Source organism: Micromonospora sp. NPDC005979, from assembly GCF_040614415.1.
In the GTDB taxonomy this organism is placed as follows: domain Bacteria; phylum Actinomycetota; class Actinomycetes; order Mycobacteriales; family Micromonosporaceae; genus Micromonospora.
The window spans coordinates 1-11,957 of the sequence record NZ_JBEXUR010000015.1; the positions used below are offsets into that span (position 1 = coordinate 1).

General features: G+C 72.2%; 10 protein-coding genes and 1 pseudogene. 7 read left to right on the plus strand and 4 right to left on the minus strand.

Going from position 1 to position 11,957, the window contains the following annotated elements:
* Nucleotides 1-309: 309 nt before the first annotated feature.
* The 4 genes from ABZ272_RS23355 to ABZ272_RS23370 are packed head-to-tail and all read right to left on the minus strand — an operon-like array spanning nucleotide 310 to nucleotide 6,195.
* Nucleotides 310-1,560, minus strand: coding sequence for an MFS transporter (locus ABZ272_RS23355; RefSeq protein WP_355052042.1), 1,251 nt, complete (start codon nucleotides 1,558-1,560; stop codon nucleotides 310-312).
* Nucleotides 1,561-1,600: 40 nt separating this feature from the next.
* Nucleotides 1,601-2,182, minus strand: coding sequence for an isochorismatase family protein (locus tag ABZ272_RS23360; RefSeq protein ID WP_355052043.1), 582 nt, complete (start codon nucleotides 2,180-2,182; stop codon nucleotides 1,601-1,603).
* A 31-nt stretch (nucleotides 2,183-2,213) separates the two neighbouring features.
* Entirely contained in the window at nucleotides 2,214-3,500 is a 1,287-nt protein-coding gene (locus ABZ272_RS23365) for a nicotinate phosphoribosyltransferase (RefSeq protein ID WP_355052044.1), read from the minus strand.
* A gap of 16 nt (nucleotides 3,501-3,516) precedes the next feature.
* A complete protein-coding gene (locus ABZ272_RS23370; RefSeq protein WP_355052045.1) occupies nucleotides 3,517-6,195 on the minus strand; it encodes a LuxR C-terminal-related transcriptional regulator in 2,679 nt (892 codons plus the stop codon).
* 197 nt (nucleotides 6,196-6,392) lie between these two features.
* On the opposite strand from ABZ272_RS23370, the gene ABZ272_RS23375 reads away from it, so the two are divergent.
* From ABZ272_RS23375 to ABZ272_RS23405, 7 genes and pseudogenes are all read left to right on the plus strand, one after another.
* The gene (locus ABZ272_RS23375) at nucleotides 6,393-7,943 is read left to right on the plus strand and encodes a hypothetical protein (RefSeq protein ID WP_355052046.1); all 1,551 of its coding nucleotides are present in this window, start codon (nucleotides 6,393-6,395) and stop codon (nucleotides 7,941-7,943) included.
* Nucleotides 7,944-8,091: 148 nt separating this feature from the next.
* Nucleotides 8,092-8,382, plus strand: a complete 291-nt coding sequence (gene clpS / locus ABZ272_RS23380; protein WP_039905549.1) for an ATP-dependent Clp protease adapter ClpS — start codon at nucleotides 8,092-8,094, stop codon at nucleotides 8,380-8,382.
* Nucleotides 8,379-8,879: a DUF2017 domain-containing protein gene (locus tag ABZ272_RS23385; RefSeq protein WP_355052047.1), complete on the plus strand. Its 501-nt coding sequence runs from the start codon at nucleotides 8,379-8,381 to the stop codon at nucleotides 8,877-8,879. Before clpS ends, ABZ272_RS23385 begins: the two co-directional genes overlap by 4 nt.
* 52 nt (nucleotides 8,880-8,931) lie before the next feature.
* Complete coding sequence (locus ABZ272_RS23390) at nucleotides 8,932-9,420, plus strand: M67 family metallopeptidase (protein WP_355052048.1); 489 nt, start codon at nucleotides 8,932-8,934, stop codon at nucleotides 9,418-9,420.
* Between the two features lie 66 nt (nucleotides 9,421-9,486).
* Nucleotides 9,487-9,786: pseudogene (locus ABZ272_RS23395) on the plus strand (MoaD/ThiS family protein); the annotation flags it as partial.
* Nucleotides 9,787-9,923: 137 nt separating this feature from the next.
* The gene (locus tag ABZ272_RS23400) at nucleotides 9,924-10,889 is read left to right on the plus strand and encodes a cysteine synthase (protein ID WP_355052049.1); all 966 of its coding nucleotides are present in this window, start codon (nucleotides 9,924-9,926) and stop codon (nucleotides 10,887-10,889) included.
* A gap of 226 nt (nucleotides 10,890-11,115) precedes the next feature.
* Nucleotides 11,116-11,859: an MBL fold metallo-hydrolase gene (locus tag ABZ272_RS23405; protein ID WP_355052050.1), complete on the plus strand. Its 744-nt coding sequence runs from the start codon at nucleotides 11,116-11,118 to the stop codon at nucleotides 11,857-11,859.
* Nucleotides 11,860-11,957 lie beyond the last annotated feature (98 nt).

Sequence of the window (11,957 nt, forward strand, 5' to 3'; positions counted from 1 at the left end):
GACAATGAGTCACCCAAGCGATCATCGACGCCGAACCTAACGGCAACCAGCCGAACCGATCACCACAGACATAGAAGCGTCTTGCACTTTCTGTGCTCACCAACGGGGGCAAAGCTGGCAAAACGGCGACAGTTTCTGCAAGATCGGCGCGGGGAAGGTTGGGCCGCTCGCTCGTGAGCGCGGTCCAGCGGCAAGATCTGCGCAACATCAGGGATGTTGCTGTCTTCCACGCTCGCGAAGCAGCAACATCAGGGAAGTTGCGTGGATCTTGGTGCCGGGGGTGCCGGGGGTGCCGGGGGTGTCGGGGTGTTAGCGGGTTGTGGCTGCTAGTTCCTGCTCGGTGGACATCGGCGGGGTCACCGCGTCGGCGTTGCGGCGGCGGCGTAGCTCGACGGGGAGCACGGCCACGGTGACCAGGGCGCCGAGCGCCCCCGTCACCACGAAGCCCCACAGCGGCGCGCTGGCGTCGATGACCGCGCCGGCGAGTGGCGCGCCGACCGCGATGCCGACGGTGACGGCCGAGCCGTGCAGGCCCATCGCCTCACCGCGTACCTCGGCCGGGGCGAGCCGGCTGACGGCGTCGGCGGAGGCGGCGATGGTCGGCGCGCAGAGCGCGCCGGCCGGGATCAGCGCGAGAGAGAGCAGCCACCAGTGTGCGCCGCCCAGCCCGACCGGGATGGTGCAGAGCGCGAGCGCCGCGGTGAGCGCCAGCGGCGACAGCGAGCGGTGCACGGCCCCGTAGGCGAAGCCGCCGACCAGCGAGGCGATCGCCCAGCCGGCCAGCACGACGCCGGTCCAGCCGGCCTCGCCGCTGGCCCGCAGGACGGCGACCACCGCGACGTCGGTACCCCCGAGGACCAGGGTGGCGGCGGTGCTGAGCGCCAGTACGGCGAGCAGCCGGGGCGTCAGCCACTCCCGGCGGGACACCTGGCGTCGTGGGCCGAGCGGCTCGGCGGCGCCACGGATCGGCGGGTTCAGCAGCCATAGCGCGGCCCCGGCGGCGACGATGCCGCCCCCGACGAGGTACATGGTGGTCTGCGCCGAGATCGCGGTGACCAGGGCCACCGCCAGCGCCGGGCCGATCATGAAGGACAGCTCGACGGACATGGAGTCCAGCGCGTACGCCGGTCGACGTTGATCTTCCGGGACCAGCGCGGCGATCGACTGGCGGACCACCGAGAAGATCGGCAGGGCCAATGAGCCGGCCACGAAGGCGGCCGGCAGCAGCAGCGGGTACGCCAGCGAGGGCGCGGTGGTCCAGAACACCGCTTCGGCGATCCCGGTGAGCACCAGCACCGGACGCAGGCCGCGCCGGTCGACCAGGCGGCCGAGCAGTGGGCCGCCGATCGCCGCGCCGATCGTGATGGCGGCGCCCACCAGACCCGCGGCGCCGTAACCCCGGTCGAGGTCGAGCACCACGTGGAAGGTCAGGGTGACCCCGGTGGCCGTGAGCGGAATGCGGGCGAGGACGGCGACCAGCAGCAGCGACCGCAGGCCGGGCAGGGCGAGCGCTGTCCGGTAAGGCTTGATGTTCATGTTGGTCCGTACCTCCGGCGACATCCTCGACGGGTCGCGGACCGTTGGCCAACCAATTACCGCCTCATGCGGCCCTGATCACAGGCTCGCCGTGCAGCACCACGCCGGCGCCGTCCATCGCGCGCAGCGCCACGTCGGTGGTCTCCGGCGCGACCGCGGCGGTCAGCTCCAGCAGGACCGTGGTGGCGAAGCCCTCCCGGGCGGCGTCGAGCGCGGTGGCGCGGACGCAGTGGTCGGTGGCGATGCCGACCACATCGAGGGTGTCCACGTCGTGCCGGCGCAGCCAGTCGGCCAGGCACTCGCCGTCGTCGGCGTGGCCCTCGAAGCCGGAGTACGCCGCGGCGTGCTCACCCTTGTGGAAGATCGCATCGACCCTTCCGGTCTCCAGCTCCGGGTGGAACTCCGAGCCGCTGGTGCCGACCACGCAGTGCCGCGGCCAGGACTCCACGAAGTCCGGCGGATCGCCGAAGTGCGCCCCCGGATCGATGTGGTAGTCCTTCGTGGCGACCACGTGCCGCCACCGGTCCGGCTCGGTGGCGAGCAACCGGGAGATCCCGGCGGCCACCCCGGCCCCACCCGGGACGGCCAGCGAGCCGCCCTCACAGAAGTCGTTCTGCACATCCACGATGATCAGCGCGTTGGCCATCGGGGGTCCCTTCGAGGTCGGATCGGCGGGCTCAGCCGGCGGGTACGACGGTGACCGGCACGGCGGGGTCACCGGCGGAGAGCTTCAGACCCTCCCACGGGATGGAGATGAGGCACTCACGCAGGTGTTCCCGGGACTCGTCGAGGGTCGGCAGGGCCACGGCCTCGCCGTCGACCACGTACGAGCGTTGGAGCATCCGGTCGTTGGCCTGCCGGTCGGGCACGCCCTGCGGGACGATGATCTCCTCCGTGGCGGTGCCGGTGGGCTTGTGTCGGCGGACGGCCACCTTGCGCCCCCCGATGGTGGCCTTGTGCTCGGACCGCTTCACCACCGGCCGGCCGTCGACCTCGACGAGCTTGTAGACCAGCCCCGCCGTCGGCGCTCCGGAGCCGGTGACCACGGCCGTACCCGCGCCGTACATGTCGACGGGCTCGGCGGCCAGCGCGGCGATCGAGTACTCGTCGAGGTCACCCGAGACGATGATCTTGGTCTCGGTCGCGCCCAGGGAGTCGAGCAGTTCCCGGGACTGCTGCGCGATCACCGCCAGGTCGCCCGAGTCGATCCGGACCGCCCGCAGCTCCGGCCCGGCCACCGCGATGGCGTTGCGGATGCCCTGCGAGATGTCGTACGTGTCGACCAGCAGCGTGGTGTCCTTGCCCAGCGTGGCGACCTGTGAGGCGAACGCCGCCCGCTCGTCGTCGTGCAACAGCGTGAACGCGTGCGCCGCCGTACCCGCCGTGGGGATGCCGTAGCGCTCGCCGGCGGCGAGGTTGGAGGTGAACCGGAAACCGGCCAGGTACGCGGCCCGCGCCGCCGCCACGGCCGCCTCCTCGTGTGCCCGACGTGACCCCATCTCGATCAGGGCGCGACCCCGGGCGGCGGTGACCATCCGTGCCGCGGCGGCCGCCACCGCGCAGTCGTGGTTGAGCACGGAGAGCGCCACCGTCTCCAGCACCACACACTCGGCGAAGCCGCCGGAGACGGTCAGGATCGGTGAACCGGGGAAGAACAACTCACCCTCGGCGTACCCGTCGATGTCGCCCGTGAAGCGGTAGTCGGTGAGCCAGGCCGCCGCCGCGTCGTCGACCACCCCGGTGCGGCGCAGGAAGTCGACCTCGGCCGGATCGAACCGGAAGTCGCGGATCAGCTCGATCAGTCGCGCGGTGCCGGCGACGACGCCGTAGCGTCGGCCGCTGGGCAGCCGGCGGCTGAACACCTCGAAGACGCAACGGCGGTCGGCGGTGCCGTCCTTGAGTGCCGCGCTGACCATGGTCAGCTCGTAGTGGTCGGTCAGCAGCGCGGGGCGGAGGGTGCTCACCGTCCCAGCCTAAGGTTCAGGCCGAGTCGTCGCCCTCGTGGCCCGGGATCGACCGCAGTGCGGCCCACAACTCGGCCCGGCCGGTCACGCCGAGCTTGGTGTAGATCCGCTGAAGATGGTTCTCCACGGTGCGGGCGGAGAGGTACAGCCGTTCGGCGATGGCCCTGCTGGTCGCGCCGTGCGCGGCGAGGCGCGCCACCTGCCACTCGCGTTCGGTCAGCACCGGCGCTCCGGCCCGTAGCGCCGGCGTCCGGATCAGGTTGCACCGCCCGAGCAACCCCGCGAGCCGTTCGCGTGCCTCGCCGGCCGCCACCGAGTGCTGCTGACGCAGCAGGTGCAGGGCCTGGGCGGTGGCCTCGGCGGCGAACACGGTCAGCTCCAGCGCGGCGTAGTCGTCGGCGACCGACAGCAGGTCCGGGGCCGAGTCGGTCACCGCAGCCCGGGCGTGCCGGGCCAGCAGCGGCGGCAACACCCCGTCCACCCGCTCGGACAGTTCGGCGAGGCGCTGCGCCACGGTCCGCCGCCCGCCGTCGGAGCAGGTGGGGCCGATCGGCGCACCGGCCTGGTCCAGCCGGACCAGGTCGTGTAGGACGTGCATCTCGTGCCCGGCGAAGCCGTCCGCGCGCAGCCGGTCGGCCAGGTCGCTGAGGTGCTTCACCGCGCCCGGCAGGTCACCCGACACGGCCAGCACCGCGCCCCGGGCCTGCTCCAACCACGGGTAGAGCACCGCCATCCCCGGCGCCTGGGTGCGGTCGGCCTCGGCCATCGCCTCGGTGGCCTGCGCCGCGTCGCCGCGCAGCGCCGCCGCCTGGGCCCGTTCGGCCTGGGCCAGGCCCGCGTAGACCCGGCTGGTGGCCAGCACCGCGCAGGCGCCCAACGAGGTACGCATGGCCGCGTCGCTCTGACCCCGCAGCCGCGCTGCGTACGCCGCCAGGATCGCCAGGTAGCCGGTGCCGAGCCGGAAGTCACCGGCCCCCGCGAGGTCGGCGAACTCGTCGGCCACGATCGCATCGATCCCGACGAGGTCGCCGGTGAGCATGAGCCGGGTGCCGCGCGCCAACTCCAGGGCCAGTTGCAGGTACGGCATGTCGGTGCGCCAACTCGCCGCGGCCGAGTGCACCTGCGCGATGGCCGCGCCGCTGCGCGTCAGCTGACCCTCGGCGGCCTGGACGTACGCGATGGTGCTGCGGGCCAGCTCGCGGGCGGCGATGCTGGCCGCGGGCCGGTCGAGTACGGTCTGGCTGAGCCGTACGGCGGTCGCCGTGTCCAGTCGGTGCAACCGCATGATCGCCTCGAAGGCGTGCACCCGAGCCCGGTCGGCGGAGTCGCCGAGTTGCTCGACGCGACTCGCGATCTCCTCCACCGTGGACTCCCGACTGAGCCCCCAGTAGCTGACCATGCCACGGACGGTCAGCCATCGGCAGAGGCGGCGCTCGTCGCCGGGCTCCAGGGTCACCGCGTCGAGAACGCTGAGCGCCTCGTCCGGTCGGTCGGCGAACATCAGGATGGTGGCCAGCAGCTCCGCCGCGTCCGAGCCGCCGTCGGCGTGCAGCGCGGCCCGCGCCAGGCGGGTCGCCAACGGTACGTCGTATCGGGTGAACGCCTGCATCGCGGCGTCCACGAGCAGGGCGGCGTCCTGCGCGGTGCCGGAGTCGAGCCGCCAGACCGCCACCCGCAGCAGGTCGTCGCGGCGGCGCTTGCCGACCTGCTCCAGCAGCTCGGCGAGGTGCGCCTGGAGGCGCCGGGTGCGGCTGACCGGGCATCGGCGGCGCATCACCTCGCCGTAGAGCGGGTGCGCCAGGCGTACGTTGGTCCGCCGGTCGTGCTGGACGACGGTGATCAGCCCGCGCTCCTCGGCGCACTCCACATCGGACTGCTCGGCGGCCTGGTTGAGCAGGTGCAGCCCGAGCGGCTCGCCGAAGGCGACCAGCTCGACGACCGTACGGACGCCGTCGGTGAGCTGCCCGACGCGGGTGTCGATCAGATCGGTGAGGCTGGGCGCCAGCTCCAGTCGCCCGGTCCACTTCCAGAGGCCGTAGGTGCGCTTCAACTCCTCGCTGCCGTTGGCGGCATGCACCAGCTCGCGCAGCAGCAGCGGGTTGCCGGCCGACAGCCGCCCGAGCCGGTCGGCGGAGTTGGCGTCGACGGGCCCGCCCAGGATCGCCGCCAGCAGGCCGGCCGTCTCCGAGGGTGGCATCGGGGTCAGCTCGACGTGCTCGACCAGGTCGTCGGTCCACAGCGCGCGGATCGGCAGCGGGATCTGCTCGCCGTCGCGCAGGGTGCCGACCACGGTGGCGTTGTCCGCGCGGGCGACCAGGTGCACGAGCGCGGCGGACGGCGGGTCGAGCAGGTGCGCGTCGTCGATGGCGAGCACGATCCGCCGGCCGGCGGCCTGCTGTTGCAGCACGCCCAGCGCCCAGCGCAGGATGCCGGCGGGGGAGAGCCCCTGGGGCTGCTCCGCCGGGAGGACCTGCACCAGCCCGCCGAACGGCAGCGCCGCGGTGGTGGCGCTCGCGGCGATGGACCAGATGGCGTACCGGTCGGTGGGCAGGGTGTTGACGCCCTCCCGCAACAGCCGGCTCTTGCCGATGCCGGCGCTGCCGCTGAAGAAGAGCCCCCGGCCGGCCTCGCCGGTAACCGCCGCCAGCAGGCGGTTGAGTTCATCGGTCCGGCCGACGAACTTCCATCGACTCATCCGCGCAGCATATCCATCGAATTCCGTCTGCGCCCGCACCGTCACGCACCGAAGTTGAGTAGTCGCACAATTACCCGTGAGTACCCGCGGTATTCCGCCTGGTCGGCAGGCCACACGTACGCTTCGGTCATCCGGGTGGTGTCACCGGAATTTCCAACCGACCGGCGTGCCGGTCGTCAGCCCCGGGAGGCCACCCGATGCAGCAGGGCCCTCTCCCCTCGCTCGACTCGCCCGGCGACATGGCCAGCTCAGCCGACCCGCCGAGTTGCGCCCCGCTGCCCACCGAGCTCGAGGTTCCCGATCCCCGGTCGGACGAGCCGCTCGGCGTCGTCGCCGTCGGTCCCGCCGGCGCCGACCGGCGTGCCGTGCTCGCGACCCTCGTCGGTCTCGACCCGGTGATGCTCACCGTGCCGGCCGGCAGTTGGCTGGTGGTCCGGCACGCCAAGGTGCCGACGCGGGCGGCGTTCGTCCCGGGCTACCGCCAGCCGCACTCGTACGGCGCGGACCGGGACGCGGCCGGCCCGGCACTGGCCCGTCCGCCCCGACGGGTCGAGCTGAGCGTGCCCGAGCCGCTGCTGCGCCACTTCACCCTGATCGACACGCCGGACACCGGCGCGCTCGGTGTGGCCGGCGTCCGGGTGCTGCGGGACGCCGTCGGCCGGGCCGGCGCGCTGCTCTTCGTGATCGCGGCCGATCAGGCGTTCACCGCCCAGGAGTTGAACCTGCTCGCCGAGGTGGCCGCGGCCCCGGTGGAGGTCGTCTTCGCGGTGACGCCCGGCACGGCCGGTTGGGCGCCGCTGGCCGACGGCACGGCGACGACGGAGGACGCGAGGGCGTCCGTCCCGCCGGCGGTCGGTCGTTCGGGGGAGGTGGACCCGATCGCGGTGACCGTCGCGGCGCACCGCGCGGCACTGTTGGCCGCCGTCCCCGCCCTGGCCGCCGCGCGCTGGTTCCCGGTCGACGGCGTCGACACCGCGGCCGACCTGCGCCGGGCGTTGGTGGGATGGTCGGCGACCGAGGGGTTGCAGCGGGCCAGCGCCGAACCGCCCGTTCTGCCGGGGCAGCACGACCGGGTGGCGGTGGCCGCCGACCCGGGCGACTGGTCCGAGCGGCTCGACCGGCAGGCCCGCTCCTGCGCCCAGCGGATCCGCCAGCACCTGGCCCTGGAACTGGCGAACATCCATCTGCGGGCCGTTCAGGAGATCGTCTTCGGGGTCGGCTGTCCCGGCCTTCCCGATCTGCTCGACCGGGAGATGGCGGCACTGTCGCTGCTGGCCACCGCGCAGTGCGACCGCGCGGTGCGGGGCATCGTGGCCGACAGCACCGCCCAGGTGCTCGGCACACCGCCCACGGAGGGCGTACGCCGTCGGATCGCCACGGCCGTCCAGTACGGCCTGGCCGACCACCGCACGGGACGTGACCTGGACCGGGTTCTGCTGGTCACCAGTACGGCGGGGGTGGCCGGACTGACCGGCGTCGAGGCGATCGACGCGCTCGCCGGTTATCCGACGGCAACCCGTGACGAGGTGCTTCCGCCGATCGCGGTGGCGCTCTCCGGCGGATGCTGGCAGCAGTGGCGTACGCCGGGAAACGACGACCACAGCGCCGCGCGGGCCTGGTCGCAGCGAGCGCTGCGGGAGGTCGAGTTGGAGCTCTCCCGCGAGATCTCCCGACGGTTCGAGGTGATCCGTCTCTCGCTGGGCGTGGTGCTGTCCGATGCGATCGACCACGGCATCCTGCTTGCCTGACAGCGTGCCCGCCGTGCGGCTCGACCTCGCCCCGCGTCTCGCCTCCGCCGAGGTGCGAGGCGGTTTCGCGGCGCGCACGACGGGCGATCCGGGTTCGTCCGGCGTTCCGGTTCCTCGGTTCCGGGAAACCGGTGGCACGATGGGGGGCATGGCGGCTCCACAGGTTGCACCGGTCGAGACGCCGGCCACTGACGACGTGCCGGCGCCCGACCGGCAATGGGTGACGATCGTGTGGGACGACCCGGTCAACCTGATGACGTACGTGACCTGGGTCTTCCAGAAGCTGTTCGGCTACAGCCGGGAGAGGGCGGAGCAGCTCATGCTCGACGTGCACCACAAGGGCCGCGCCGTGGTCTCGACGGGCGCCCGCGAGCGCATGGAGCACGACGCGTCGCAGTTGCACGCGTACGGGCTGTGGGCAACAGTGGATCGCTCATGAGCATGTTCCGGCGGCAGGCGGGCCGCTACGTCGCCACGTTCGCCGTCGACGAGGTGCGGGTGCTGCGCAAGGTCGCCACCGAGGTGGTCGGTCTGCTCACCGACGGCTTCGACCACACCGACCCGGTCGTCGGCCGGCTGTTTCCGGAGGCGTACCCGGAGGACGCGGCCAGCACCGCGGAGTTCCGCCGCTACACCGAGGGTGACCTGAAGACCGCGAAGATCGACCAGGCCGGGGCGATCCTGGCCGCGCTGCCCGACGATGCCGGCGGCGAGGTGCGGTTGGACGCCGAGGCGGCCGAGGCGTGGCTGCGGGCGCTCAACGACGCACGGCTGGCGATGGGCGTACGGCTGGAGATCAAGGACGGCACGGACCTGGGCGAGGAGTTGGACGACGCGGTGACCGAGGATCCGGGGTCGAGCCGGGTGTTCCAGCTGTCGGTCTACGCGTATCTCGGATATCTCCAGGAGTCGCTGCTCAACGCCTTGATCGACTAGGCGTGACCCGCACCACTTCAGGCCCTGCCTGGGAGGCGTTAGGCTGGTGCACGTGCTGAGCATCGACCGGTCGATCATCGACGCGATCGTCGCCCACGCGCGCCGGGACCACCCCGACGAGGCGTGCGGCGTCGTCGCCGGTGCCGTCGGCAGCGACACCCCGACCCGGCACATCCCGATGGACAATGCCGCGCGGTCGATGACCTTCTACGAGTTCGACTCGATGGAGCACCTGCGCGTCTGGCGGGAGATGGACGACCGCGACGAGGAGCCGGTGGTCATCTACCACTCGCACACCGCGACCGAGGCGTACCCGTCGCGTACCGACGTGTCCTTCGCCGGCGAGCCGAACGCGCACTACCTGCTCGTCTCGACCCGCGAGCCCGACTCGGAGGAGATCCGCTCGTTCCGGATCGTCGACGGCGTGGTGACCGAGGAGCCGGTCCAGATCGTGGAGGCCGGGGTCGACCCGCACGCCGTGCAGTCCTACATGTTCGGGCAGAGCCCGGCGACGGTCGACTACGAGTGTTCCGGCCGCTGACCCGTCAGCGTCCGCACCCGTTTCCTCCCGTCACCGTTGGCACACCCGATCAAGGAGCACGACATCATGGCCATCGAAGTTCGCATCCCCACCATCCTGCGTAGCTACACCGGCGGCGCCAAGGTCGTCGAGGGCGCCGGCGACACGCTGGCGGACCTGCTCACCGACCTGGACTCCCGGCACGCCGGCCTGCGCGGCCGGCTGGTCACCGACGCCGGGGCGCTGCACCGCTTCGTCAACGTCTACGTCAACGACGAGGACGTGCGCTTCCTCGGCGCGCTCGACGCCAAGCTCTCCGACGGCGACAGCGTCACCATCCTGCCGGCCGTGGCCGGCGGCGCGTTCGGCTTCGCGGCGGCAGCCGCGATCAGCTCGCACAGCGCGGCGGCAGCCGCGATCAGCTCGCACAGCGCCGCCGCAGCGGCGATCAGCTCGCACAGCATCAGCCGGGACAGCGCGGCAACGGCTCGCGACGCCGTCGCCGCTCGCTGAGGGCGGCCGTCGTGGCGCGGTACGACAGTCTGCTCGACGCGTGCGGAGGTACGCCGCTCGTCGGGCTGCCCCGGCTCTCTCCGACGGTGCCCGACGGGGCACCGCCGGTGCGGCTCTGGGCCAAGCTGGAGGACCGGAACCCGACGGGCAGCATCAAGGACCGCGCGGCGATGTTCATGGTCCGCGCGGCGGAGGAGGCGGGCCGGCTCCGGCCTGGTGACACCATCCTGGAGCCGACCAGCGGCAACACCGGTATCTCGTTGGCCATGGTGGCGAAGCTGCGCGGGTACCGGCTGGTCTGCGTGATGCCCGAGAACGTCTCGACCGAGCGGGTTCAACTGCTCCGCATGTACGGGGCGGAAATCATCTTCTCGGAGGCGGCGGGCGGCTCGAACCAGGCCGTCGCGACGGCCAAGCAGATCGCCGCCGACCACCCGGACTGGGTGATGCTGTACCAGTACGGCAACGAGGCCAACGCGCGGGCGCACTACGAGACGACCGGCCCGGAGCTGCTGCACGACCTGCCCACCATCACGCACTTCGTGGCCGGACTGGGCACCACCGGCACCCTGATGGGCACCGGGCGCTACCTGCGCGAAAAGGTCGAGGGCATCCAGGTCGTGGCGGCCGAGCCGCGCTACGGGGAGCTGGTCTACGGGCTGCGCAACATCGACGAGGGGTACGTGCCGGAGCTGTACGACGCCTCGGTGCTGTCCCGGCGTTTCTCGGTCGGCACGCGGGACGCGGTGCTGCGTACCCGTCAGCTCGTGGAGGTGGAGGGCATCTTCGCCGGGTTCTCCACGGGCGCGATCCTGCACGCCGCGCTGGCGGTGGCCCACGAGGCGGTCCGTGCCGGCCGCCGTGCCGACGTCGCGTTCGTGGTGTGCGACGGCGGCTGGAAGTACCTGTCCACCGGCGCGTACGGCGGCACCCTCAGCGACGCAGAGGACGCGCTGGAAGGTCAGCTCTGGGCCTGAGGGCCGGGTCCCCGCGCGAACGGGTCGTCGACGTGTGCGTCGATGGCCCGTTCCGCGTCTCGGCCCGCCGTGAGCGTGTGTCACGTTCGTGACAACTTCCAACGGATGATTCTTGTCCTCGGGTACCCCGGCGTAGGCTGCGCAGCGTGGCGTACGCGTCGGTAGAGATCATGGCCGGTACGACCGCCGGCAGAGATACTACCGACAGTGACAGTGAGAAAACCCGATGCGACTGACTGTCCTTGGGTGTGCCGGCAGCTTCCCGGGCCCCGAGTCACCGTGCTCCGCCTACCTCGTCGAGGCGGATGGTTTCCGTCTCCTGGTCGACTTCGGCTCGGGGTCGTTGTCCAGCCTCCAGCGGTACGTGGGGCTGCACGCTCCGGACGCGATCCTGCTGACCCACCTGCACTGTGACCACATCCTCGACGCGGTGACGTACGTGGTGGTCCGCCGGTACGCCCCCGAGGGCCCCTACCCGGCGCTGCCGGTGTACGCCCCGGCCGGCGCCCCGGACCGGCTCAGCGCCGCCTACGGCGACGACGGCACGGTGGACGACGTCTACCAGTTCTACGCCCTCCAGCCGGGCACGTTCCCGATCGGGCCGTTCACGGTCACCGTCGACCGGGTCAACCATCCCGTCGAGACGTACGGCGTGCGGCTGGAGCACGGTGGGCGGTCGCTGTGCTACTCGTCGGACACCGCCGAGTGCGACGCGTTGCTGCGGCTGGCCCAGAACGCCGACGTGTTCCTGTGCGAGGCCAGCTACCTGGACGGCGTGGACAATCCCCCGGATCTGCACCTGACCGGCCGGGAGGCGGGTGAGATCGCGACGAAGGCGGCGGTGGGTCGTCTGCTGCTGACCCACTTGGTCGTGGCCTGGGGCAGCGAGGCGCACACGCTGGAGTCGGCGGCCGCCGCGTACAACGGGCCGCTCGAAGTGGTCCGGGCAGGCGCCAGCTACGACATCTGACCGCATCGCGGCCACCCGGCGCTTCGTGGGTGTCGATGGCCCGGTGTTGTGCCGTACTGTTCGCCGGCCGGTCAGCGGCTGGTCGTCTGGCGCACCCC